The 26,175-nt window shown below is 36.4% G+C and carries 27 protein-coding genes; 7 read left to right on the plus strand and 20 right to left on the minus strand.

What is annotated here, in order from left to right:
* The first annotated feature begins 51 nt into the window (after positions 1–51).
* Positions 52–1,671: an SWIM zinc finger family protein gene (locus tag ACUXEY_RS08765; RefSeq protein ID WP_461300487.1), complete on the plus strand. Its 1,620-nt coding sequence runs from the start codon at positions 52–54 to the stop codon at positions 1,669–1,671.
* Positions 1,655–4,411 carry a DEAD/DEAH box helicase gene (locus tag ACUXEY_RS08770; RefSeq protein WP_461300488.1) on the plus strand — a complete coding sequence of 919 codons (2,757 nt, stop codon included), beginning with the start codon at positions 1,655–1,657 and terminating at the stop codon, positions 4,409–4,411. The genes ACUXEY_RS08765 and ACUXEY_RS08770 overlap by 17 nt, the downstream gene beginning before the upstream one ends.
* 24 nt (positions 4,412–4,435) lie before the next feature.
* On the opposite strand, the gene ACUXEY_RS08775 is transcribed toward ACUXEY_RS08770, so the two are convergent.
* Positions 4,436–4,921 (minus strand): VanZ family protein, encoded by a 486-nt coding sequence (locus ACUXEY_RS08775; protein ID WP_461300489.1) that lies wholly within the window; start codon positions 4,919–4,921, stop codon positions 4,436–4,438.
* Positions 4,922–5,031: 110 nt separating this feature from the next.
* Between ACUXEY_RS08775 and ACUXEY_RS08780 the strand changes: the two genes are divergently transcribed.
* Together ACUXEY_RS08780 and ACUXEY_RS08785 are read left to right on the plus strand one after the other, a co-directional pair.
* Positions 5,032–5,256 carry a DUF1659 domain-containing protein gene (locus ACUXEY_RS08780; RefSeq protein ID WP_000257706.1) on the plus strand — a complete coding sequence of 75 codons (225 nt, stop codon included), beginning with the start codon at positions 5,032–5,034 and terminating at the stop codon, positions 5,254–5,256.
* A gap of 88 nt (positions 5,257–5,344) precedes the next feature.
* The gene (locus ACUXEY_RS08785) at positions 5,345–5,560 is read left to right on the plus strand and encodes a DUF2922 domain-containing protein (protein ID WP_461300490.1); all 216 of its coding nucleotides are present in this window, start codon (positions 5,345–5,347) and stop codon (positions 5,558–5,560) included.
* 19 nt (positions 5,561–5,579) lie between these two features.
* Here the strand turns inward: ACUXEY_RS08785 and ACUXEY_RS08790 are convergent, their stop codons facing one another.
* Positions 5,580–5,978 carry a DUF4359 domain-containing protein gene (locus tag ACUXEY_RS08790; RefSeq protein ID WP_461300491.1) on the minus strand — a complete coding sequence of 133 codons (399 nt, stop codon included), beginning with the start codon at positions 5,976–5,978 and terminating at the stop codon, positions 5,580–5,582.
* 191 nt (positions 5,979–6,169) lie between these two features.
* Between ACUXEY_RS08790 and ACUXEY_RS08795 the strand changes: the two genes are divergently transcribed.
* Positions 6,170–6,586, plus strand: a complete 417-nt coding sequence (locus ACUXEY_RS08795; RefSeq protein WP_461300492.1) for a competence protein ComK — start codon at positions 6,170–6,172, stop codon at positions 6,584–6,586.
* A gap of 145 nt (positions 6,587–6,731) precedes the next feature.
* On the opposite strand, the gene ACUXEY_RS08800 is transcribed toward ACUXEY_RS08795, so the two are convergent.
* The 5 genes from ACUXEY_RS08800 to ACUXEY_RS08820 form a co-directional block, all read right to left on the minus strand.
* Positions 6,732–7,202 (minus strand): sigma-70 family RNA polymerase sigma factor, encoded by a 471-nt coding sequence (locus ACUXEY_RS08800; protein WP_166702772.1) that lies wholly within the window; start codon positions 7,200–7,202, stop codon positions 6,732–6,734.
* A 222-nt stretch (positions 7,203–7,424) separates the two neighbouring features.
* Positions 7,425–8,126: a YknW family membrane protein gene (gene yknW, locus ACUXEY_RS08805; RefSeq protein WP_461300493.1), complete on the minus strand. Its 702-nt coding sequence runs from the start codon at positions 8,124–8,126 to the stop codon at positions 7,425–7,427.
* Positions 8,127–8,252: 126 nt separating this feature from the next.
* Complete coding sequence (locus tag ACUXEY_RS08810) at positions 8,253–9,455, minus strand: ABC transporter permease (RefSeq protein ID WP_166702774.1); 1,203 nt, start codon at positions 9,453–9,455, stop codon at positions 8,253–8,255.
* Positions 9,452–10,132 carry an ABC transporter ATP-binding protein gene (locus ACUXEY_RS08815; protein ID WP_063221853.1) on the minus strand — a complete coding sequence of 227 codons (681 nt, stop codon included), beginning with the start codon at positions 10,130–10,132 and terminating at the stop codon, positions 9,452–9,454. The genes ACUXEY_RS08810 and ACUXEY_RS08815 overlap by 4 nt, the downstream gene beginning before the upstream one ends.
* Entirely contained in the window at positions 10,129–11,322 is a 1,194-nt protein-coding gene (locus ACUXEY_RS08820) for an efflux RND transporter periplasmic adaptor subunit (protein WP_166702775.1), read from the minus strand. The genes ACUXEY_RS08815 and ACUXEY_RS08820 overlap by 4 nt, the downstream gene beginning before the upstream one ends.
* A gap of 374 nt (positions 11,323–11,696) precedes the next feature.
* Between ACUXEY_RS08820 and ACUXEY_RS08825 the strand changes: the two genes are divergently transcribed.
* Positions 11,697–11,888 (plus strand): helix-turn-helix transcriptional regulator, encoded by a 192-nt coding sequence (locus ACUXEY_RS08825; protein WP_327959620.1) that lies wholly within the window; start codon positions 11,697–11,699, stop codon positions 11,886–11,888.
* Complete coding sequence (locus ACUXEY_RS08830) at positions 11,889–12,401, plus strand: DUF3278 domain-containing protein (RefSeq protein ID WP_327959621.1); 513 nt, start codon at positions 11,889–11,891, stop codon at positions 12,399–12,401.
* A gap of 103 nt (positions 12,402–12,504) precedes the next feature.
* Here the strand turns inward: ACUXEY_RS08830 and pgtP are convergent, their stop codons facing one another.
* From pgtP to rfbC, 13 genes are all read right to left on the minus strand, one after another.
* Positions 12,505–13,839 (minus strand): phosphoglycerate transporter protein PgtP, encoded by a 1,335-nt coding sequence (gene pgtP / locus ACUXEY_RS08835; RefSeq protein WP_461300494.1) that lies wholly within the window; start codon positions 13,837–13,839, stop codon positions 12,505–12,507.
* A 19-nt stretch (positions 13,840–13,858) separates the two neighbouring features.
* Positions 13,859–14,893 (minus strand): ABC transporter substrate-binding protein, encoded by a 1,035-nt coding sequence (locus tag ACUXEY_RS08840; RefSeq protein WP_461300495.1) that lies wholly within the window; start codon positions 14,891–14,893, stop codon positions 13,859–13,861.
* On the minus strand, positions 14,890–15,672 hold the full coding sequence (locus ACUXEY_RS08845) for a DUF3919 family protein (protein ID WP_461300496.1): 783 nt from the start codon (positions 15,670–15,672) through the stop codon (positions 14,890–14,892). Before ACUXEY_RS08845 ends, ACUXEY_RS08840 begins: the two co-directional genes overlap by 4 nt.
* A gap of 66 nt (positions 15,673–15,738) precedes the next feature.
* Positions 15,739–17,169 (minus strand): HAMP domain-containing sensor histidine kinase, encoded by a 1,431-nt coding sequence (locus ACUXEY_RS08850; RefSeq protein ID WP_461300497.1) that lies wholly within the window; start codon positions 17,167–17,169, stop codon positions 15,739–15,741.
* Between the two features lie 11 nt (positions 17,170–17,180).
* Positions 17,181–17,852 (minus strand): response regulator transcription factor, encoded by a 672-nt coding sequence (locus ACUXEY_RS08855; RefSeq protein ID WP_461300498.1) that lies wholly within the window; start codon positions 17,850–17,852, stop codon positions 17,181–17,183.
* A gap of 121 nt (positions 17,853–17,973) precedes the next feature.
* The gene (galE, locus tag ACUXEY_RS08860) at positions 17,974–18,966 is read right to left on the minus strand and encodes a UDP-glucose 4-epimerase GalE (protein ID WP_001084646.1); all 993 of its coding nucleotides are present in this window, start codon (positions 18,964–18,966) and stop codon (positions 17,974–17,976) included.
* A gap of 89 nt (positions 18,967–19,055) precedes the next feature.
* Entirely contained in the window at positions 19,056–19,874 is an 819-nt protein-coding gene (locus tag ACUXEY_RS08865; protein WP_461300499.1) for an SGNH/GDSL hydrolase family protein, read from the minus strand.
* A 98-nt stretch (positions 19,875–19,972) separates the two neighbouring features.
* Positions 19,973–20,887 carry a polyisoprenyl-teichoic acid--peptidoglycan teichoic acid transferase TagU gene (gene tagU, locus ACUXEY_RS08870; RefSeq protein WP_461300500.1) on the minus strand — a complete coding sequence of 305 codons (915 nt, stop codon included), beginning with the start codon at positions 20,885–20,887 and terminating at the stop codon, positions 19,973–19,975.
* Between the two features lie 146 nt (positions 20,888–21,033).
* Positions 21,034–22,191: a beta 1-4 rhamnosyltransferase Cps2T gene (gene cps2T / locus ACUXEY_RS08875; protein ID WP_461300501.1), complete on the minus strand. Its 1,158-nt coding sequence runs from the start codon at positions 22,189–22,191 to the stop codon at positions 21,034–21,036.
* Positions 22,192–23,580, minus strand: a complete 1,389-nt coding sequence (locus ACUXEY_RS08880; RefSeq protein WP_461300502.1) for a glycosyltransferase — start codon at positions 23,578–23,580, stop codon at positions 22,192–22,194.
* Positions 23,581–23,720: 140 nt separating this feature from the next.
* Positions 23,721–24,743, minus strand: coding sequence for a dTDP-glucose 4,6-dehydratase (gene rfbB / locus ACUXEY_RS08885; RefSeq protein ID WP_461300503.1), 1,023 nt, complete (start codon positions 24,741–24,743; stop codon positions 23,721–23,723).
* A gap of 1 nt (position 24,744) precedes the next feature.
* The gene (rfbD, locus tag ACUXEY_RS08890) at positions 24,745–25,599 is read right to left on the minus strand and encodes a dTDP-4-dehydrorhamnose reductase (protein WP_461300504.1); all 855 of its coding nucleotides are present in this window, start codon (positions 25,597–25,599) and stop codon (positions 24,745–24,747) included.
* A gap of 4 nt (positions 25,600–25,603) precedes the next feature.
* Positions 25,604–26,164: a dTDP-4-dehydrorhamnose 3,5-epimerase gene (rfbC, locus tag ACUXEY_RS08895; RefSeq protein ID WP_461300505.1), complete on the minus strand. Its 561-nt coding sequence runs from the start codon at positions 26,162–26,164 to the stop codon at positions 25,604–25,606.
* Between the last annotated feature and the right edge of the window lie 11 nt (positions 26,165–26,175).

Genomic DNA, 26,175 nt, shown 5'->3' on the forward strand with positions numbered 1-26,175 from the left:
ATTTTTTGTTTATAATGGTAGAGGAAAGAAATATGTGTACGGAGGAATATTATGCTGCAACACTCAATTACGAAAGATGAAATTATGATGATTGCGAATGAGTTCGTTCAAGGACTAGATCCACAGCAAACAGCTGATCAGGAACATGTCGCTACAGCTCGGCACCTATATCGTAGTGGTGTTGTCTACAACGTTGACTTTGATGGTTATACGCTATCAGGAACTGTAGATGCTGAAGGCAGCGTATATAGTGTCCATATCCCGATTCGTAACGTCGCTGAAAGCTATTGCGATTGCTTCGCACCAACGCAATGTGAGCATATGCTCGCTGTGTTACTATCTGCAGCGTCTAGTTTCGGGCAAGTAGGAGATGTATTAACTTTATTCAAAAATAATACGAAACCTTCCCTTCCTCCTATTCGAACTGCAAGACAAGTATTGCAATCATCAGCTTTTGAAGACACGGATTATAAAAGTTGGCAATCCTATTTTGATAACGAATATGAATCATTTAAAAAAGAACAAGCTCGGCTTACTTATAAACAAATGTATTTTCTTATGAGTATTTTTACGGACTTCTATACGAAACTCGAGCGGAAAGCTCCGCGTATCGTTGTGATACATGAATTGTTCAGGTTACATGCAGCGCTTTATTGCTTTCAAAAATTATTAGAAGAAATTCAAGACTTCGAAGCAAATAAAACGTATTCTTATCATCAGCCTGTTAACGTCGTTCGCCTATTTGTAGATAAAGTGGAATCCATCGTTCGGGACTTACAATCAGAAGCGATTGCTTCTGAGTCAGAAGCAATTTTGCAAGAAACAGCTCGTCTCGTTCACGAAGTATTCTTCTCCACCGATGCCTATACGCAAGAGAGATTCTTTATTTATCGTCACATATGGAGTGAACTGTTACACAATAAAGAGCAACTACATGAAGAAGAAAAACGAATTGGTACGAAAATCAATCCACTTTCCAAAGCATTAGCATCTTCTCATCTACTCTTTTTAAATGACGAAGACCTATTAGCGATGGACTTACTAAAGAAACAACCTGCTTCTGTTGTAAGTCTGTACTTCTATTGGCTAGAAGAGCTATTAAATGCAATGAAATGGGATCGTGCGAAAAATTGGCTTTCTTTTACGTATAAACAAGTGAAGAAAACGATACATGAGCAAGAAAATACAATTTTCATAAAAGATATCGTTCGCTTATTCGTCATCATGTATGAAACGTATGCAACTCATACAAATGAACAAGCCGGACTCGAAATGATTTTGCAAGAGCTATTACCATATAGTTTCGCAAACTATGAGCAATACGTACTCGCGAAAAAGCAGTATCGAACATGGGCAGAACTTCAGCTCTTACATGGATTTGAAGCAATTGAACTTTTGAAAGAGCCACTGAAAGATATTGAAAAGGAAGCACCAGAAGCTGCACTTCCTCTGTATCACCTTGCTGCTACCGAGGCCATTGAAGAGCGAAATCGCAAATCATATAGACGTGCAGTTCGTTACTTAAAGAAATTACGTACATTGTATAAACGATTAAAGCGTACCGATGAATGGGATGCTTTCATTATTCACATCGCAAACTTACATTCACGTTTGCGTGCACTACAAGAGGAATTACGGAAAGGAAAATTAATCGATGATCAATCAAACTGAAGTAACGATTAGGCTCCAGCATGTTAGTCAAGGTTGGTTCCTTTGGGGAGAAGATGACAGCGGTACTCCATTATCCGTAACAAGTTGGAAACGAAATGCATTTACATGGCACTCCACTTCCTTCTACGGCACGTTTCTAAAAGAAGCAACCTTTGAAGGAAAACAAGGTGTTATGCTAACAAACGCACAAGCATTTGAATACATCGCTAATAAACCGATGAACTCCTTTGCCCGTATTCAAATGAACGGCCCTATTACAGCACTTACAAAAGATGCGAACGAATTATGGGACGCCTTCACAAGCGGTAGCTTCGTACCTGATATGGAGCGTTGGTCTCAGCAACCATCTTGGAAAGTACAACATACATCAATCGAAGATGACACATTAACATCTCTTTTCTCGTCTGCGGTAAATGAAAGCATATTACAAGATAACCGTTCAAACGACGGATGGGAAGATGCAAAGAGACTTTATGAACATTACGACTTTACGAAAAGACAATTGGATGCAGCACTACATGAAGAAGATTGGCTTCGAAAAATTGGATACATTGAAGATGACCTTCCTTTTACAATTGGACTACGGTTACAAGAGCCGCAAGAAGAATTTGAAATGTGGAAGCTTGAAACAATTGTTACGCCAAAGCGTGGTGCTCATCGCATATATGTATATGAAAACATCGATTCTTTACCAAAACGATGGCACGATTATGAAGAGCGTATTCTTGAAACACAAGAAGGTTTCAGTAAGCTTGTACCATGGTTAAAAGAAGGCGATACATTCCGAAGTGAGCTCTTTGAAACAGAAGCGTGGAACTTCTTAACAGAAGCAAGTAACGAATTACTCGCTGCAGGTATTACGATTTTACTACCATCATGGTGGCAAAATTTAAAAGCGACAAAACCAAAATTACGTGTGCAACTGAAGCAAAATGCGACACAAACACAATCATTCTTCGGTATGAATACACTCGTTAATTTTGACTGGCGCATTTCAACGAACGGCATTGATTTATCAGAAAGCGAATTTTTCGAACTCGTTGAACAAAACAAACGATTATTCAATATAAATGGTCAATGGATGAGACTGGATCCAGCCTTTATTGAAGAAGTACGAAAGCTCATGAACCGTGCCGATAAATATGGACTCGAAATGAAAGATGTCCTTCAGCAACATTTATCCAACACGGCTGAAACAGAAATTGTAGAAGAAGATAGTCCGTTTACCGATATTGAAATTGAACTAGATGGATATTATGAAGAGCTATTCCAAAAACTATTGCACATTGGAGATATTCCAAAAGTAGATGTCCCTTCTTCACTAAACGCCACACTCCGCCCGTATCAACAACATGGTATTGAGTGGTTATTATATTTAAGAAAACTTGGATTCGGAGCATTATTAGCGGACGACATGGGACTTGGAAAAAGTATTCAAACAATCACTTACTTACTATATATAACAGAGAACAATCTCAAAACCGGCCCGGCCCTAATTGTGGCACCGACATCTGTTCTTGGAAATTGGCAAAAAGAATTTGAGCGTTTCGCACCAAATTTACGTGTTCAGTTACACTATGGAAGTAACCGAGCGAAAGGCGAATCATTTAAAGAGTTCCTTCAATCAGCAGATGTTGTATTAACATCTTATGCATTAGCTCAGCTTGATGAAGAAGAACTTAGTACGTTATGCTGGGATGCTGTTATTTTGGATGAAGCACAAAATATTAAAAATCCACATACGAAACAGTCAAAAGCAGTGCGAAACTTGCAAGCAAATCACAAAATTGCTTTAACCGGTACACCGATGGAAAACCGCCTTGCCGAGCTTTGGTCTATTTTCGACTTTATTAATCATGGATATCTTGGCAGCTTAGGACAATTCCAGCGCCGCTTCGTCTCACCAATTGAAAAAGACCGTGACGAAGGAAAAATCCAACAAGTTCAACGTTTTATCTCGCCGTTTTTACTGCGTCGTACGAAGAAAGATCAAACAGTCGCATTAAACTTACCAGATAAACAAGAACAGAAAGCATACTGTCCACTTACTGGTGAACAAGCTTCCTTATATGAACAACTTGTTCAAGATACATTGCAAAATGTAGAAGGATTAAGCGGAATTGAAAGACGCGGGTTTATATTACTCATGCTGAACAAGCTCAAGCAAATTTGTAATCACCCTGCTCTTTACTTAAAAGAAACAGAACCAAAAGATATCATCGAACGTTCCATGAAAACGAGCACGTTAATGGAACTCATTGAAAATATAAAAGATCAAAACGAAAGTTGTTTAATCTTCACGCAATACATCGGTATGGGGAACATGCTAAAAAATGTGTTAGAAGAACATTTCGGTCAGCGCGTCCTCTTCTTAAACGGCAGTGTACCGAAGAAAGAACGCGACAAAATGATCGAGCAGTTCCAAAACGGAACGTATGACATTTTCATCTTATCGTTAAAAGCAGGTGGAACTGGCTTAAACTTAACCGCTGCCAACCATGTCATTCACTACGACCGTTGGTGGAATCCAGCTGTAGAAAACCAAGCAACCGACCGCGCATATCGTATTGGTCAAAAACGCTTCGTTCACGTTCATAAACTTATTACAACGGGGACACTCGAAGAAAAAATTGATGAAATGTTAGAGAGAAAACAATCATTAAACAATGCCGTTATTACAAGCGATAGTTGGATGACCGAACTATCTACAGATGAGCTAAAAGAATTACTTGGTGTATAAACAAAAGGAGCTAATCTCAAAAGATTAGCTCCTTTTTCTATTCCAAAACCAATTGCTTATTATAATCCCTGTTAATCCGCCGCACGTATCCAATAATGAATCTTGCCACATCGGTGTACGATCTCCCGTAGTCCATTGATGAATTTCATCAAATGTCGCATATCCCGCAACGAAAAGAAGAGCGTATAGGAAACACCTTTTCCTCGAATAACCCGATCGATGAAAAGCATAATACGTCAATGAACCGAGCATAAAGAACACCATAAAATGAGCACCTTTACGAAGGAAAAACTCAATAAATCCGCCTACACCTTTATTTGCAATGCTAACAGGTGTACCACCGCCGTAATCGATAGATACCCATGAAAAATGCTCTTTCACAAATTCAGCATTTATATATTGTTCAATATCTGAACGCATATCCTGCTTTTTATACGGTTGTGCCGAGGAATAGAAAATCAATCCCATCCATAGTAAAACAGGAATCCAAAATAACCATTTACGATTCATTCTTCCGAAACCCCTCTCTTAGTCTTTTAAGCGTACCAAAAAAAAGAAAAAATTTCACGCCAAAACATGACATTTGCGCCCTATTTATAAAGTGAAAGGGGGTGATAAACATGGCAGTCGAAACAATCGTAATGGATTTAACTTTACGTCTTGTCTTAAACAATGGATTGGATAAGAACGGAAAAACAGTTTTCAAGAACAAACAATTTAAGCGCGTTAAAACAAACGCAAACTTAGAGCAAGTACAAAACGTAGCACGTGCTCTTGCTTCCTTACAAGCATCACCACTTCACGCTGTACAACTTGTTAGCACATCAGATCTTTCTAGCCTATAAGATGAGACTTTAAGTAGAGGGGATTCTATTCCCCTCTACTTGTTAGCCAACACTAACAAGTAGATAAATAAAAAGGAGGAAATAACATATGCAAGTACTAGAATTGATTTTCGCGAAAGAAGATGGAAAAACAGTTGTTTTTTCTATCGAGAAACCTATCACACCTGTCGATGCACAAGTCGTAAGTCAAGTAATGGATACGATCCTTGCCTCATCTGTATTTTCATCAATTAATGAAAATACTCGAAAAAAAGGAGCCCGTCTCGTAGAAAAGAATGTATCTGAAGTTCCCATTACTTTATAAACAAAAAGACGAATCTGCATCATTTTGCAGATTCGTCTTTTTTCTTCGGCATTTCAATTGGAATAAAGATGTTTGAAAATCCGACGCATACATATTTATAGTGTTCTCCGCCTATATCAAACTCGGTCGTATATGTTGAGAAGAAAATATACTCATTTCGCTTCGTATAATTCTCGATTAATAATCCAACTTGTGGCTCAACATATTTTTTCGCCAACTTCTTACCAGCCGATGCTAGATCACCAAGGAGACCCTCTTCATTTTCCTTTTGAACTTCGTCTAGCTTCTTACTTACATCATTCCGTTTCATAAACTGCTTTGCTGCCCAGTCTGTATATTCTCCTTTACTCGGATTACTATTTGCTAAATATACTAGAAGAACAACAACTAAAGCCATAATAATATACTTTTTCTTCATACTATCTCACCGCCTACTCTTTTCTATTTTCATATATATGTACAAGCGATGCAACTTAGAAAGACTAACATCTATTGATTGTAAACGAATAGCCAAAATTTACAATATGAAACGGAATATTAACAATTACTTTACTTAATTTGTATATAATAATATTAATAATATTATTTTAAAGGGGAGGACTCGAAGTTATGAACAATGAAAATGATATTTTTATTTCTAATGCAACAATGATGTTAGAGCCTTACAAGCACCCTTATTACCAAACAAAAATAATAGAAAGTAATGGGAACCATCTTTACTCCTGTCAAACTGCTCTCCAGCTCATCAAACAATCTTGTCTAGCCAATGTTCACTCTACTTATCAAGGCAGGCGTAAAGCAGTTCAGACAAACTTTCATTTCAAACAAAATGTCCCAATTCCAATTAATCATCGAGAATATATTTGTGCTTTTCCGACAGAATCTCCTTCTTCTCCAAACTGTATATGGCTATTTTATAACCATATAGATGACATAGGGTTTTTCAAACAGAGTAAAAAAGCTACCATTCATTTTTCAAATGGCACTACTACAACCATACATATCAGTCCCCATAAGCTAAAATAACAATTATTAAAAGCTGGATACGTATTATCACGTATGAACATGCAAGATTCACTACAATTTAAAAACCTCTTACTACATTTACTACCTTAACAAAATAAGTAGAATGGAAAGCAATATCTCTTGCCTTCCATTCTTATGATAATGTTTATCCTCTTAAACTATTTCGCATTTTCTCAAGTGCTTGCCGATACATCCACCTCACTTGATAATAAGTCATTTCCATCTCGCTAGCGATTTCCCCCATCGTTTTTCCTACAAAAAATCGTTCAAAAATAATATACTTCTCCTTTTCATCTAACACACTCATAAAATCCTTCGCTCTCATTTCAATATCTTCAAAATGGAAGATATCCTCATACTCTCCTACATATACACACTTTTCTTGCACTGCAAACTCTTTCTTCAATCTTTCTAATATATAACCACGCACCGTTACAAGTGCATATGCAGGGAAACACCCCTTCTCCGCATCAAATCTTTCATATGCATGCCAAAAACCAATTAAACCACATTGATAATACTCTTCATAGTCTTGACGAATACCTAACTTCTTTATTTGATTCACAATCATTCCTTCATACAAAACAACTGCCTCTTTAAAAGTTGCTGGTTTCACACAGTACCCACTTCTAAAAGGTATACCTCTTTGTTATTCCGCCGGTACCTCCACAATATAAAAATAAAGAAGGGAATTCACTGTGAGTAATTTCAAATACGACCGCCGAAATTTGAAATTACACGAAGTAGAATTTGAAATTTTACTGGTCGTATTTGAAATAAGGGTAAAAATAAAAAAGGTGACTCCCTTGAAGAGTCACCCTTTAATTCAATCATATTATTATACAGGCAAACCAGGTAAGAACTTTGCAATCAATACAACAATTGCAGCTAAGAATCCCGCTTTAATAATGAATAAAACAATAATTGGAATAGCTGCTTTCACTTTACTTAATCCTGCTGTAACTTGTAATCCTAACCAAATTAAAACTAAATTCCATAAATAGAACAATTCAATTGTATTACCAATTCCATATGCAAGTGAACCTTGATCGAATAGTGGTCCTAAACTTGTATACGCAGTCGGTCCAGCACCTAAAATTAAAGCTATAACACCATTAATAAGTCCACCAATAACAACAACAATATCCGCGTATACAATAATCATAACTATTTTTTTATAAGAAGTATCATTCCCGTAAAACATCATAAACACCTTATAAATAGCTGCAATAACAAGTGTTGCAATCATAACACCTACTATTCCCCATATCGTACCAGAAATTACATCTGATACAAGCGAACCCTGATTTGCAAATTCGCCTCCTAATTTCTTTTGCATTTCAATCATCTCAGGTGATGTATACGTAATATACGAATTTAAACCACCTACAAGTCCTTGTAATAGCGCCACTATGAAGAACATACCCCAAACCTTCTCAGTCGTTCTCATTCTCTCAAACTGTAAACTAGGAGAAGTAATCATTCCAAACAATGATGGCTTCTCTCCGCCAGCTTTTTGTGTATTCAAATTCGCTTCCATTATAACGCCTCCTTCTATTTATATAACCCGTTCTAACGGGCGGTTCACTTCCTCACATAGAGGCTACGAACCGCCCACTAGAACGGTAATGTGTAGTAGAGAGCCCTCTCTCTACTACACTATTACTTACTCATAACGTAATGCTTCAATTGGATCTAATTTCGCAGCCTTATTCGCTGGAATTAATCCAAAGATAATACCAAGTGTCATAGAGAACAGTACGCCTCCAACGACAACTTCCCATGAAACGAGTGGTGGCCATTTCGCAAATGTGGAAACGATATATGCCCCGCCATATCCAAGACCAATTCCGATTAAACCGCCTAGAAGTGTTAACATAACTGCTTCAATTAAAAACTGTAATAAAATTTTACTACGCGTCGCTCCAAGTGCTTTACGTATCCCAATTTCGCGCGTACGCTCCGTTACAGATACGAGCATAATGTTCATAACACCAATACCACCAACGACTAATGAAATACCAGCGATACCGCCAATGATCATTGTCATGATGCCTGTGACTTTAGAAACGTTTTCTTGGAATTCTTTTAAATTCACCAGTTCATATTTACCTGGAATTTCACTTGGCTTACGACTATTCAATACATCAACAGCTTGTTTCCCAGCTTTTTCTAAATCATCTACATTTTTAGCTTGAATTGCGATATTTTGAATATCATCTGTTCCGAATAAAACAGGCCATAATGTAAGGGGGATTAACGCTTCTTCCATTTCAAATCCCATAAACTCATTATCAGATGTATACACACCAATAATTTGCATTGGCTGCCCCTTCATCTCAATAATTTGTCCAACTGGGTTTACGTCCTTAAATAGCGTCTCCTCTGTTTTTGTACTAATCATCACAACATTATTTGCATGAGAAATATCTGATTCACCTAAAGTACGTCCCTTTACGACCTTTACTTTATTAACCGCAAAATATTCATTATCAAGACCAATAACATTCAGATTTGCTTTTTTATCATTTACATCCAATATCTCTGTTGTCGAATTTGTCGTAATAACATGTGAAACATCTTTCACTTGTTTTACTTCCATAATATCCTCTTCTGTTAACTTCGGTATTTCAAATCCGCCTATAGCAAACTCATCATTCATATCTGGTTTAAATTGAATTGGCATTAGGTTATTGCCACCAGAACCTGCAAATTTCGACTTCAGCATCGCTTCTCCGCCTTGCCCAATTGCAACGACAGTAATAATAGAACCTACCCCGATAATAATACCGAGCATCGTAAGAGCTGAACGCAGTTTATGAGCTAAAATAGAAGATAGGGCAATTTTTATACTATCTAGTAAACTCATACCGCACACCTTCTATCTTCTGTAATTTTCCCATCTCGCAGTACGATGCGGCGGGAAGAATACGCTGCTACTTCCTCTTCATGTGTAACCATAACAATCGTTGTACCTTCTGCATTAAGCTTCGTGAAAATATCCATAACTTGCTCACCAGACTTCGTATCAAGCGCACCGGTCGGCTCATCGGCCATAATGAACGTTGGATTATTTGCAATCGCCCTTGCAATTGCTACACGCTGCTTCTGTCCACCTGATAATTCATTCGGTAAATGATGCACGCGATCCGCTAATCCAACTTTACCAAGCGCCTCTAAAGCACGCTTACGACGCTCTGCCTTCTTCACGCCGCCATATACGAGCGGAAGCTCAACATTTTCCACTGCTGAAAGACGCGGCAGCAAATTAAAGTGCTGAAACACAAAACCGATATATTCATTACGAATTAAAGCAAGCTTTGACTCGTCTGCTGTTAAGATATTCACATCATTCAGCATATATTCGCCTTCTGTTGGACGATCTAAACAACCGATAATATTCATAAGCGTTGATTTACCAGAACCAGACGGTCCCATAATCGAAACGAATTCACCGCCCTGAATTGTTAAACTAATACCGTGCAAAATCGGCACTGCCAATTTTCCTTGATAATACGTTTTAGCAATATGATTTAACGTAATCATTTCTCTTTCACTTCCATTCCGTCATACACATCGTCGGAAGGATTTTTAACCACCTTTTGCCCCACTGTTACGCCTTCTACAACCTCTGTCCAGTCTCCATCAGTAGAACCTTTTTTCACATTTTGTTTACGAAGCTTTCCTTTATCCTCAACATAAACAAATGCATCATCGTCTTTTTCTACAATACTCTTAGTCGGAACAGCAATCATCTTCTTATTCTCTAAATTTACTTGCAGAGAAACGTGATAACCTGGAGATAAACCATCTTGACTATCAAGGCTTGCTTTATATGTATATTGAGACATATTTTGAGTCGCTTCACCCATACCACCAGCTTGCGCCATCTCTGCACTCGTTGGGAATTCACTTACTTCTGTAATCTTACCTGTCCACTTCTTCTTATTATTTGCTTTCGCAGTAACAGTAAATGTTTGATCTTTTTGAATTTGTGACTTTTGAAGCTCAGTTAACGTCCCTTGAATTTGGAACGGATCTTTAGAAGCTACTTGTAAAAATGCTTTCCCTTGACCACCTAACGCTTGAGATGAACTTTGTGCCGCATCTTTATCTAACTTTTGAACAACACCAGCAAAGTTACTATAAATCGTAAGCTCTTTTTGCTTTTTACTTAACTCTTCTTTCTGCAACTTCCCTTTTTCTTTCTCAAGATCAGTTGTCTTTTGCGCTATCTCTAACTCGCTTACTTGCTCTTCCATCGGATCTGTTACTTCTTTCCCAGCTCCGCCATCTTTCGCCTTCTTAATTTCTTTCTTCAGCGAATCAATCTTCTTCTTCCCTTGATCATAACGCATATCAGCCATCTTCTGATCAAGATCAGCTTGCTTCATTTGCAAATTAATCTCTTCATTATCATAAGAGAATAACTTCGCACCTTTCTCTACCTCTTGGCCTTCTTTTACTTCAATATCTTTCACTTTTCCTTTAGTCGGATCCGCATAAAAACTTTCGATATTCCCAGGCTTCACCTGACCAGAAATTAACTTCGTATTATTCAGCTTTCGCTCCGTTACCTTCTCGAAACTTACAGCATCAGCCGATGTTGATGCTCCCTTCTTCTTCCCTTGCATTACAAAAATATTAACTGCTGCTACAATAACAATTAGTGCAATAACCCCGATAATAATCCATTTCTTCTTCTTGTTTGGAGTACGAACCGTATTTGGTACCATATTCTCTCTCCTTTTATAACTTAATAGTTTAATATAAAAATTGTATAAAACTTTCTGAAAATGAATTACATATTATTACATTCTTTTTACAAAGTTTTACACATCCATTTATATTGTAACAAAAATTCCAATGATTAGAAATATGACATTATGTCTTTTAAGATAGATTTAAGGAAAGATTATAGTAATATAAGAAAAGCTATCCCTTATTAATAAACTCCTCACAAAGATAAATTATTAAAATCATTTTCCTAATTTCATCACTGTCATTTTTGTCATATATATTTGACATTTCATCTATTCAATTATAAAATGTCACATATAAATGACATTCTGATGCACGAGGTCTACAACTATTAATGGGAGGTTTATATTTGAATAACGTTAAACAATATCGAAAATCTGAAGGTCTATCGCAGCTAGAATTAGCTAAAAGGGTTAACGTGGCGAGACAGACAATAAACTTAATTGAAAACAATAAATATAATCCCTCTTTAGCCCTATGTATCGAATTAGCAAAAGCACTAAAAACAGATTTAAACAACCTATTTTGGGAGGGAGATTAAATGATGAAAATTGAATGGAAAGAAAGGGTTTATAATAATTTCGTTGGAACAATGAGTGAGCGAGATGAGTATCAAAAACAAGAAATCAATAAAGAATTATCTGTGGCGGGAATTGGTTTATGGTGGCTAAATATGTTGGTAATGCTTATTATGTTACTTGTTGATACTATGAACCACACAATATCTATAGGAACTATATTGGTTTTTCTGTCTAATATGATTTATGCTAATTATTTAACATTTAAGCTTAAGAAAAAAGGTTTAAATGAGACTGAATGTGCAACAAAAGAAGAGTATTTGCAACATAAGAAAAAATTAAGAAAAGCTGGCTTAAAAGCAGGTTTACTTTGGGGCTTTCAAATGTTTGTTTTTATGAATTATATCCTTCCTTATGTAGGTTCAGAAGAAATCTCCATTTCTTTATTTAAAGTTATAATTTTCATCTGTGGCGGCGTATTTTTCGGTCTAACTATGTATATATTCGGTTTATGGAACCTAAAAAAATTATATTAAGTAACAAAAATTTTTTACACATTAAACTCCAATTTTACATACTGTTTGTTTTTCTAATATAAAAGCTATCCAATCACAATTGGATAGCTTTTCAAACCAAATATTACGCTGCTTTAGGAGCTTTTCTCTCATGTCCACGTTGAACGATGAACAAGAAGATTGTTGATAAAATAGCACCTGTTAATAGTAAGATGAAGCAACCGTCCCAGCCAGAACGATCAACAATAATACCAATTGCTGCGTTGGCTACAAGACTTCCGCCTACATAACCGAACAGACCACACATACCAACTGTCGTACCTACTGCAAATTTCGGTACTAATTCCATCGCACTTAAACCGATTAAGAACTGTGGTACATAAATTAAACAACCGATAATAGAAACTGCAATACTTACAACAAGTATGCTAGTTGCTTGCCAATATACAAACGTACCAATAACAACTCCAACCATACTAATGATACATAATGGCATACGTTTTCCTTTAAATAATTTATCACTTAACAGACCAACGATTAATGAACTTGGAATTGCCATGCCTTCAAAGATTGCGTACGCCGCGTGCGCTTCATTTTTTGAGAAACCTTTAACTGTCGTTAAATAAAGTGGAACCCAGTTAATAACACCGAAACGAATTAAATAAACAAATGCATTCGCAATACATAAGAACCAAACAAATTTATTTTTCACTACATACTTCATTAAAATTTCTTTTGGTGACATCTTATTAGCATTATCTGCTTTTTCAAGATTTTCATAGTCATTACGATACTCATCAATTGGAGGAAGACCTTCTGATTCTGGTGTATCCTTCGCATTAATCCAAACAAGAACTGCAATTACCATTGCGATAATCGCTGGGAAAATAAACACGCCGCCTTGCCAATGATTTTCACCGAAAATCCCTACACCAATTCCAACAAGTGGTGGCACAAGCATTCCGCCAACGTTATGTGAAATATTCCAAAGACCTGTTTTCGTACCACGTTCTTTCTTCGAGAACCATTTCGTCATAACGATACTACAAGGTGGTGCTCCCATACCTTGTACAATACCATTTAGGACAAGTAATGTAACAATCATTCCAAATGACGATGCAAAACCGAAACAAATATTTACAAGCCCTGATAAGAATAAACCGACTGCGATAAAGCGCTGGGCGAAAGCTTTATCTGATAAATTCCCCATAAAAAACTTACTAAATCCATAAACAATTGCCATAATTGAACCTAGTAGACCAATTTGAGCTGTACTAAATCCAAATTCTTCTACTAAATACGTACTTGATAACGTAAAGTTACTACGAACTAAATAATAAGCAGCATATCCAACTGAAATTCCCATTAATACACGAATACGTAGTAATTTATATACACGGTCGATCATATCCGCTGGCAATCTTTCAATTGCAGGTGCTGGCTTGAGCCATTTAAACATATTCTTTCGTCTCCTTTTCTCACTTCTGAGAGAGACGCTGTCCATTCCATATCTCGATTATTCCGCTATTTGATATATTTTGGTTTGTTCTTCTAACAGGCTGTCCTTCTATTTCTTGCTCATTCTTCGCAAACATCGTTGGTACGCCAAACGAAACTTTTTCTAAAATGTGACCCGCTTCTTCTGATAAACAATAATCAATAAATAAATCCGCAATAATACCATTCGGTGCACGTTTTAGTTTCGAGATCGCATTAACGGATAATCCTGTTTGCTCAGGTACAATACTTACAATTGGAAAGCCTTGTTTTTGAAGCATTCTTTGATCTCCTATAAAATTGATGCCTATCATATGCTCACCGCTTGCAACTAGTTCCACTGGTATATAACCATTCACCGTTACTTCACCAACTTGACCCGCAAGGTTCTTAACATATTCCTTCGCTTCCACTTCACCTACAGTATCAATAAGTGATTGAAAAAACGTATATGCTGTTCCTGATACATTTGGATCTGGAAGCACAATCTTTCCCTTATACAATGGATTTAATAAATCTTGCCACCTTGATGGATAAGGAAGTCCGAGCGGTGCTATTTCTTCATTCCACCGCTCTTTATTAATTGCAATTGCCAGTTTCTCCACTTCATAACCGTACCAATAACCGTCTTTATCTTTAACAGTTTTTGAAATACGGTTCGCGTGCTGACTCGTAACAGGAATAGATAGACTTTTTTGTTTCATCATTTGATGCGCGTCTACCGTACCACCAATAATAATATCCGCTTTCGGATTTCCAGCTTCCTCTTCTACCCTCCGAAGAAGCTCCTCTGTCGAAAGACGAATAAATTCATACGTACAGCCGCGTGGTTTACAAAATGACGAAAGCAAAGCTTCGCCAACTTCCTCACGAGCTGCTACATACGCAACAAGATGACGATCATCCAAAATAGGGAGACCATTTTTATTATATTTAATAGAGGTTGTATCTCGAGAGCAACTAGACATCGCTCCTCCAATTACTAGCAAAAAAAAGAAAAAGGCTATCTTTCTCATGACACATTCTCCTTTACAAATAAATTTGCGAGGGAGCTTTTCATATACATGACATTCCCATTGTTATCCCCGAGATATTGCACAACAAAGTACGACGGATACACAGAAATAGTAAGAATGTCTTCTCGCTCATTCTTTATACGCTTCCCTGTTTTATAAGCGGTAATATAAGCGATCGGTTCATTCTGTGATTGTAATAATTTCTGTATCTCTCCGTAATCTGTAATTTGCTTTGCGTACCGAATCGAATCGAGTATGTGCGTAACATTCATCGCACGTTCTACATCACCTTGGCGTACTATGACATCCTGTGCTGATGCAAAAAAGTCACGAATACGTTCTGGTGTGTAATACAGGCTTAACAAATACGTTTGAAATGCTGAAATCATTGGATCCGTACCATTCTTTCCGTACATATCAGCCCCGTACTGGAACAAGTCACCTACTGCAAAAGTACGTTTATGTCCATTCAAGTACGTTACTTCTCCAGTAAATACTTGTTCTTGATTCTTAGCTTCTCTCGGTTCTATTTGAATTCGGTCAAAGAATGAAACAATCGTATGCAAACGAACTTCATCCGTTATAACAATTTCTCCCCACTTTTCATGCCTAACCTTCATTTCGGTAGGCAGGGATTCATTCACTCTTTGTAAAACAGTTTGTTTGTCATCCACTATTGTAATTTGATTATATATTTGCTTCTCTATCACATAAAACAAAATAAGAGAAAAGATTATACAAAGGACAAACATAAGAATTTGAAATGATAGCCTTTTCATTTCTGCCTACCTCCAAGATAAAAAAACGTTGTTTCGAAAATACCGCATAATTGTTTCATAAATGTATCATTTAACCGCTTTCAAGTTTTTTATGTCTTCCATCCGTCTCGGAAGCAAAAATGTAATAAATATTGTAGTACCAATCTCTTCACTACTCTCAATTCGCATACTTCCGCCCTGCTTATTCATAATCTCCTGACAAATATACAAACCGTAACCATTCCCGTAACTAGAAGGAAGTACCTTCCCTTCTGGCGATTCATTCCACTCTGCAAGCACACCTTCATCTATACCAATGCCGTCATCATGAACAAAAACCTTTGCCTCACGTTCATTTACAATTACATTCATCCGAATTTGCGTAGCATCGCTATATTTTATCGCATTATCCAGCACGTTTAAGAAGATCTGTTTCGTCTTATCGAAATCCGCAACAACATGTACATCTGTTAACTCATTTATCACTTCAATCTCGAATTTCTGCAAGCGAGGTTTCACAATTGAAACTGCTTCTTCAGCTAATTCCTTTATATTCACAACTGTAGGTGACACTTCAAACGTACTCGTCCCGTACTTTGAAGACTTAAGCAATTCCTCTACAAGTGATAATAAACGCTCACTTTCTACAGATACATAACGTAGGCTCTCCTGTATATCTTCCTTCGCCTTTAACTTCGGAATTAAATCCACATAGCCAATAATCGCCGTTAGCGGTGTTTTTAGCTCATGCGTAATACGGTCTAAGAAATCTTTCTGCTTCTCTTTCTCCTCTTTCAATTGCTTAATATGCAATTCAATTCCATCGGCCATCGCATTAAAAGATGCTGAAAGCTGAGCAATTTCTACATATTCATTTAGCTCAATCTTACTTTTATAATCACCATTCGCAAGCCGCTTTGCCATTTGTCTTAACTGGTCAATCGGCTTATGAAGAGACTTTGCCAAACGGATTGCAAAGAAAATCCCCGCAGCTACTAAACAAAGAGACGTCATTAAGAACGTCCAACCCACATTTGTTAACACTTCCTTCTCACCCGTTAACTCATTTATAAAGCGAACACTACCAATGACATCGTTTCCATAATAAACTGGGCTTGAAAACAAAAGAATTGGAGCTGGGTCCCCCTCTTCAAAAACATAAGATTTCTTCCCCTTCAAAGAGCTCTCAATATCAATATTCCGGTGAAGAAGCGCTCCCTTTTGCGTATCCGCAACAACATCTCCATTCTTCCCGATCATCTGTACACGGACATCCATGCGCTTCGCTAAATACGAAGCAATTAAAAGTGAATTCGGACCGAGCGTCTCAACCTCTGCTTCCTTCTCTAAATAATTCATCGTATAAATCTGTGCTTCTACACTTAACTTTTCCAAAGAATTTGCCGCGTTATGATACATATTCTTTTCTAACGTAATATAAACAACTGCGTACAACAGAACAAAAATCGGGATTAACAGTCCAACTATTCCAAACACCATATTTCTTTTTAAAGACATACCATCACCACTTAACAATCCAGTTTATAGCCAACGCCATAAATTGTCTTAATATATTCCCCGCTATTCCCTAGCTTCTTCCGCAGTCTTTGCACCATAATATCAACCGCTCTCGTATTTCCGATATACTCAAATCCCCATACTTTCTCAAGTAACTCATCTCTCATAAATACACGCTGCGGATTCGAAACAAACAACTGACATAAATTAAACTCTCGGTACGTTAACTGAATTTCTTCTCCACTAACATGCACTTTTCTTTCCTTAGGACAGATCGTTATCTCTCCCGCTCCGATTACTTCATGACTTACCGTTACCTCTTTCTTCTTCACACGCCGCGTCATATTCTTAACCCGAAGAATAAGCTCCGCATAATTAAATGGCTTCGTCACATAATCATCTGCACCAAGCTGCAAGCCAAGCAATTTATCATTCATCTGACTCTTCGCAGTTAACATGAGTACCGGAATATCCCTATTCTTCTCGCGGAACAAACGAAGCAACTCATACCCATCTGTATCTGGAAGCATAACATCCAAAATTAATACATCCGGCGCTTCATTCCATTTCTTTAAAGCTTCTCTCCCGTCAGCCGCCGTGAGCACTTCATACCCTTCCATCTCAAGCTGCATCCGAATCAAATTACGAATACTCGATTCATCATCAACTACAAGTATTTTCATGATTCTCCTCCTTCCATCCGAGATTATAGTACAGTTTAGTATAGCAAAAATCTTATAAAAAAAGAGAGGGTATTGTCGAACATATGTTGAACGACAATACCCCTCTTTCACTTATTATATTTTATTTATCATACCCATTAGGTTTCTTCTGATGCCAATTCCAAGCATGCTCAATGATTGTCTTCACATTTACATACTGAGGATCCCATCCTAACTTCTCTTTCGCTTTCTGAGAAGAAGCAACTAAACGTGCTGGATCTCCCGCACGGCGCGGTGCTACCTCAGCAGGAATTTCATGATTTGTAACTTCACGAACTGCATCAACGATTTCTTTAACGCTGAAACCATTACCATTTCCTAAGTTATAGAAATCACTCTCTCCGCCGTTCTGTAGGTCTTTAAGCCCTAGGAAGTGAGCGGCCACTAAATCTTCAACATGAATATAATCACGGATACAAGTACCATCTGGTGTATTATAGTCATCACCAAACATCATAATCTTCTCACGCTGACCTAACGCCACTTGCAGCACAAGAGGAATTAAATGCGTCTCTGGACGGTGATCTTCTCCAATAATACCATTTGGCGTTGCACCAGCCACATTAAAGTATCTGAATATCTTATAACGTAAATTAGAAGCTTGGCTATACCAATGAAGCATCTTCTCGATCGCTAACTTCGTTTCTCCATATGTATTCGTTGGATTTGTCATCGTTTCCTCAGTAATAAGGTCTACATCTACCTCACCATACGTTGCCGCAGTAGAAGAGAAAATAAACTTATCTACCTTAAACTCATCCATTACCTCTAATAAACAAAGTGCACCATACACATTGTTATTATAATATTGAAGAGGCTTCTCCATACTAACTCCAACTAAAGAATCAGCTGCGAAATGCATAACAGCCTCAATATTTTCTTGTGTAAAAACATCTCTTAAAAACGCTTTATCACGAAGGTCTCCATTATAAAACTTCGCGCCTTCTGTAATCGCATCCTCATGACCAGTTTGTAAGTTATCTACTACTACAACAGATAAACCTTCGTCTACTAATTTTTTCACAGCGTGAGAACCGATATAACCAGCTCCGCCGCAGATTAGAATTGAATTCATTGTCTTCCTCCTACATATATTAGGATTTCTTACTCACTTACTTATTATAAAAGGTATACGATTGCTCGTATACCTTTTGTGTACCTTTATTACTTAGCAACGAAATAATCCGTTACATATTGTGCCCAAATTTCGTGGCCTTTAGCACTTGGGAAACCGAATTCCTCTGTTAAATACGGCAAGATAGCCTTCGTTGATGCATCAGGCCATGCTCCCCAATGATCCACATATGTATAACCGTTTTGCGTCGCAAATTGTTTTAACGCTTCAATTGCCTTCGGATAATTCTTCGCACCATACACTGGGTTTGGTGGTTGAATCATAATCGTAGCACCCTTTGCACTAGTAGAAAGTGCTTGTACAAATTTCTGCGTACTCGGAACTGAGTTTCCATTACCAGTTTTACCATTGTCAGTAATAAATGGTGGTTCGAATAAAATCACATCTGGATTTTCTTTCGCAATCTCTTTATCACGCTTATTTGCGATTAACTCGTCTGTGCTTTCACCCTTATATTCCTTTACCGTCACATTCCATAAACCTTTACCATAAGCACTTTCTAAATTAGCCGTTAACTTAGCTGCCCAAGCATCTTTTTCAGATGAAGAAGCTTCATCACCAACAATAACAAGATTTACTTCCTTCTTATCCTCAGCAGCTTTCTTTAACTTCTCTTTCACTTCATCTGGTAAATTCTTCGCATATGCTTCATTAAAAGATGACTTCGCATCTTGTTTTTTCTCTGATTTCTTCGCTCCACTATCTTTCACTTCAGACTTCGTTTTCGTTACTTCACTCGTCTGCCCTGTCGCATTCGCAATCTTCTTATTCCAGTATAATTTACCGCTCACAACCGAAGCGACAAACAATACAAAAATAACTAGGACAAGTACTGCTTTCTTATTCATCGATTCACCTCATCTATTAATCTCACAATATATAATACTAATATAAATTCATGCAAAAATAAACCCAACTCCTACCAAAGGAGTTGGGTTATTACATATTACTTCGTCACTTCAAGATGCGCTCTTAACTTATTCGTAACATCTTGTTTCGCTGCATCTGGAACATAGTAGTACCAAATACCATCAGCGGCTTTGTGGCCGTCACCTGGGATTTGGATTTCTTCACTGTTCTCCATGCAATCTTTATAGTTCTTTTGAATATCAAACATTTGATCTTGAGTTAAACTTGTTTTAACGTTTTTCTCAATCGCTTTTAACACATCACCGTAACTTGCTAGAGAAGATACGCTTGCACCTTTTTTAATTACAGCTTGAATGACTTGGCGTTGGCGCATTTGGCGACCGAAGTCACCGCGTGGATCTTCATAACGCATACGAGTATATTTTAGTGCTGTTTCACCATTTAAATGGATATTACCTTTAGCAAAATGTTGATCCCTCGATGTAAACTCCAAATCGTTATTTACATCGACACCTCCAACAGCATCTACAATATCCTTGAATCCAGCCATATTTACTTCAATGTAATGATCGACTGGTACATTTAGAAAATTCTCTACTGTTTTTACAGTCATATCAATGCCACCGAAAGCATAAGCGTGGTTGATTTTATCCTTTTTCCCTTTACCAACAATTTCTGTATAAGAATCACGTGGGATACTTGTAATTTTCATAGATTTTGTTTTTGGATTTAAAGTAAATAACATAAGTGAATCTGATCTACCTGTTCCGTTATCTTCTTGGTCTACACCCATTAATAAAATAGATATAGGTTTATTATCCGAAATATTTACTTCCTTATCTCGTTTATCCGACTTATCACGCTCTAAAGGCTTATGTACTGTATTTAACGCATTGGACACATTAGAGTATACAGTATATGCATATACACCACCAGCAATAACAAGAACGCCAATGATACCTAGAATCCAGAATAGAATCTTTTTCTTCATCATTTTTCCTTCTTTCGGGTAACAATTTCAACATTATAAATTTCATTCCATATAATACTATACGGATATATACATAACTTGTAAATGACTTGTAAACTAAATGCCACCCTAATATTTCTTTAATAGAGGGCATACATGTTTATATATCAAGAATTTAAAAACAAATTCTCATAATCATTCACTATTTTCTCCCACGAATATTCATGAATAATTCGATCTTTAGCTTTGTTACTTAACTTATCAATTTCATCTTCAGAATAGGCCTCTACTTCTTGAATTAAATTTGCTAAAGCACCTTCTTCTTTAGAGAAATACACCGCACCTTCTTCGCCAACCTCTTTATTGAATACTACATCCAAAAGCAGATTTAACTCCGTAGACGCTAACGCCTCTAATAATGATGGGTTTGTTCCACCCACCTCATGCCCATGGAAATAAGCAAATGCATCTTCACGGATTTTTCTTAACAAATCTTGGTCATATACAGTACCAACGAATTTAATACGTGGATCTTTATTAAACTTCGTTTTTGCTAATAATTGTTGATAAAATTGATTTTCTTCAACATTAGAAATAATAACAAAATCCTTTTTAGAATTAGATTTCATAAACTCACGAACCATTAATTCATAGTTATTCTCTGGAACAAAACGACCAACTACTAAATAATATTCACCCGCAGCTACATCATGTTTCTTATACCATTCAATTAATGTGCTGTCATCTTCTTTTAAAGAAGATGTTGTAACATCCGCACCATAAGCAATAAATGTTGTCTTTGGTTCATGCTTTTTATAATCCTCTTGAATATAAGACTCAATACCTTTAGAATCACATACCAGTAAATCAGCATGCTTGACCATTAGATTTTCAGATATTTTCCAATAAGCTCTAATAGCTGGACTCCATTTACTTCTTTTCCATTCATGTCCATCTGGATTTACAAAAACTTGAACACCCATTTTTTCTAATTTCCTTTTATAGAAAGAGAAAAATGGACCAATACGACATGCGAGTATATATACAATACAGTTTTTAAGATCATTTTTTTTAATATAACTAATACACTCTCTTAAACTCAATATATCATATGCTACAGCTTTCGCACTCCCAATTTCAGGTGTCTTCACATTGAAGCATCTCGCCTTGTTATGCTGAAATTCTTCATTGTTATCCGCTAAGCAAGATACATGATACTGAATATCTTCATTTTGCCTACGTTCTGTTAAATACTCTACAAATGTTTCAAATCCCCCATACTTAGCTGGGATTCCTTTCGATCCAATAATAAATACGTGTTTCATCTATTCTTCCCCCGCTCTTACCTCTTGATACAGGTTTATTATTTCTTTAGTATGTTGCTCCATTAAATGAGGAAAGTCCAATTTCAATAAATTTTCATTTATATAATCTAATAATGAAGTGTCGTCAAGAATCATCGATAATTTATCAATAAAATCATGCTTATTTACTTTATATATAAAGCCAGTTTCTCCATCTTGTATTAAGTCCTTGAAACCAACATATTCAGAGACCATGACTGGAACGCCATACGATTTCGCTTCTAATCCAATAAATCCAAAGGTTTCCTTACAAACACTAGGGATAATTAGTAAATCAACTTCACTAAAAATATCTTTTAATTGACTATAACTATATCGGCCATAAAAGGTGAAATATTCCGGATTATAAATGTCTGGATCATTTACAAAGTCGCCATAAACCCCTAAGTGCCAATTAGTATATCCCTTTTCCTTTAAAGAATCCAATTTATCTTTCAAAGAATAAAAACCTTTATAAGTATCTATAGGCCCTAAATACCCTAATTTAACTACTGAACTGTCTCTTTTTTTAACACGACGCTCTTGACGATAATCAGAAATATCTTGATGGCTAATAGAAACTATCTTTCCGCTCACATTAAGATATTTTTCAAACTGCTCTTTTGCTATAGAACTATTGAAATGGAAGTAATCTATCAATTTGAATATTGTTAAATAATAGTCGCGTAATTCTATATAATGCGTCGCTAAATTCACATCTACTTCTTCGATTTCTCGTTCTACACTAGTAGCTATAGTATTATTTTTAGTTTGATTCTTTTTAATTTTTCTAAGCGATTTTACGATACTACTATCTTTTAAATAACGATATGGATACGATTGCATCACATGAACCATCGGAAGACTTAATGCATTCACATTACATTCTATACAGCTTCTCCCATCATCAAAATCATTACAAATGTTACCTTTTGAGTCCATCAAATTTACTTTTGGACAAAGACCAAAATAATCATGTGTAGTAAATACAATTTTTATATTTAATTTCTTTGCCGTTTCAAAAAATTCTTTGTGTATCCCCATCAAGGTATGTACATGAATTACCTCTGGTTTTACTTCTATTAAAAATTCCTCATATATCTTATGATCTATTTCCTTCATAAAATGTTCAGGTTGATTAATCCCATTTAATAAAGGAACCGGTAAAGGGTTCACTAATTCATATACCGATATACTTCCATATGGTTTATTCTTCTTAATAGCTGTCCTTTTCGAAAAGGTAAATTTCCCCGGATACAAAAGAAATACTTGATGTTTTTGTCCTTGTGAATGCATTAAATCTACTGAGTATTTTGTTAACCCACCTGTGCGATACGGTGGTAATCCCAGTGAAATATGCAATATTTTCAATTTGTTCTCTCCCTAGTTTCACCACGGGATTATAAATTTCCCATGTTATTATTTATAAAAAAATGAAGGTAATAAAATCTATCACCTTCATCTCAAAATCATTCTATTAAATGATACTTAATATTAATAGCCTCTATTGCTTATAAATTTGTATATTGTTTCGCAAAATAGCTCTTGTATTCACCCGATACAATTGCTTTCCACCATTCTTCATTATCTAAATACCACTGGATTGTTTGAGCAATTCCCGTTTCAAATGTGTAAGTTGGTTTCCAACCTAATTTCTCTAGTTTTGTTGGGTCAATTGCGTAGCGCTTATCGTGACCTAGTCGATCTTGAACAAACTCAATTAGTTCTTCCGATTTGCCAAGTGTACTAATGATCGTTTTTACTACTTCTAAATTTGTACGCTCATTATGCCCACCAACATTATAAACCTCTCCATTTGTACCCTCATGCATAACTAAATCAATGGCAGCACAATGATCAATAACGTGTAACCAGTCGCGAATATTTTTACCGTCACCATATACAGGAACCTTTTCATCATTTAATACACGTGAAATTGTTAATGGAATTAATTTTTCTGGGAAATGGAATGGTCCATAATTGTTTGAGCAGCGTGTAATGTTAATTGGTAAACCGAATGTCTCATGATATGCTCGAACTAATAAGTCAGAAGAAGCTTTACTTGCACTATATGGGCTATTTGGTTGTAAAGGTGTATCTTCTGTAAAGAATGTAGTTGGATCAAAATCTAATTCGCCGTATACTTCATCTGTTGATACGTGAACAAATTTAGTAATGCCATACTCTTTTGCTGCATCTAATAACACTTGTGTCCCTAATACATTTGTGCTAATAAATACTTCAGGTTCAGTAATTGAACGATCGACATGGCTTTCTGCAGCAAAATGAACAACATAGTCGAATTTTTCTTGTTCAAATAGTTGGGTTACCGCTTGACGGTCTACGATATCAACCTTAGCAAATGAATAATTATCTTTATTCTCAATATCTTTATGTTTTGTTAAATCTCCAGCATATGTTAATACATCTAAATTAACGATATGGTACTGAGGATATTTATTTACCATATACTGAACAAAATTACCCCCAATAAATCCTGCGCCACCTGTAACTAATACTTTCTTTTTTTCCAACTTATTTCACCTCTTGTTGTAATTGTGTAATATAATGTTTTGTTGCTTTCTTCCAATCTTGCAATGGCTCAAATCCATTATCAATTAATTTCTGCTTCGACATACGTGAATTTTTAGGACGTACTGCGCGAGTAGGATACTCTTCTGTTGTAATACTATTTACTTTTACATCTTGTCCTGCAATCTCAAAAATTTCTTGTGCAAATTCAGCCCAACTGCAGAAACCTTCATTTGTAGCATGATATGTACCATATTTCTCTGTTACGACCATATCAACTAACAAAAGAGCTAAGTCATATGTGTAAGTTGGTGATCCTATTTGATCTCCCACAACGTTCAGTTCATTACGTGTTTCGCCTAAACGAAGCATTGTTTTAATAAAGTTATTTCCATTAATACCGAACACCCATGAAATACGCACAATAAAGTTGCTATCTATTAGGCTTCTAACTACTTTTTCTCCCTCATACTTTGTTAAACCATAGTATCCAACCGGATTAGGTGCGTCAGTTTCTAAAAATGCATGCGTTCCTTCCCCATCAAATACATAATCCGTACTAATATAAACAAATTTAGCATTTAATTTTTTTGCTGCTGTAGCAAGGTATTTTGTACCTTCTACATTCACATTCCAACAAAGTTCTTTATCATCTTCAGATTTATCAACAGCCGTATATGCTGCACAATGAATAATTGCATCTGGTTTTACTTTATCTACAAATTCATAAACCGCAGCTTCGTTTGTAATATCTAAATCTTCTATTCCAATACCTTGCATTTCTAGTCCTTGCTTCTCTCCACGTTTTACTACGTCATATCCAAGCTGACCATTATAACCGGTTACTAAAATTTTCATTTTTTTACTCCCCGTATACAAAGTTAGTTTCTGCTTCTTTTAATGAAGTTGCTTTTTCATCTTTTTCAGATAGCACTGGTTGAATTTCCATTGGCCACTCAACGCCAATTTCAGCGTCGTTCCAAACAATGCCTCGATCACATTCCGGAGCATATAATTCATCAACTTTATACTGAACCTCAACATCGTCTGTTAATGTCATAAATCCATGTGCAAATCCTTTTGGAACTAATAACTGTTTTTTATTTTCTGCACTTAGCTCAATTCCGAACCATTGACCGTATGTAGGACTTCCCTTACGAATGTCGACCGCTACATCAAAGATTGATCCACGTGTACAACGTACAAGCTTAGTTTGTGCTTTAGGATTTAACTGATAGTGTAAACCACGAAGTGTTCCTTTTGTTGCAGAAAAGGATTGATTGTCTTGTACAAATTGCAGATCAATTCCAGCTTCTTTCATTGCCTTATCGCTATACGTTTCCATAAACCAACCACGATGATCTCCAAATACTTTTGGCTCAATTACTTTTACACCTAATAGATTTGTATCTAAAACTTTCATTACGTTCACTC

Source organism: Bacillus sp. F9_6S_D1_P_5, assembly GCF_054823925.1.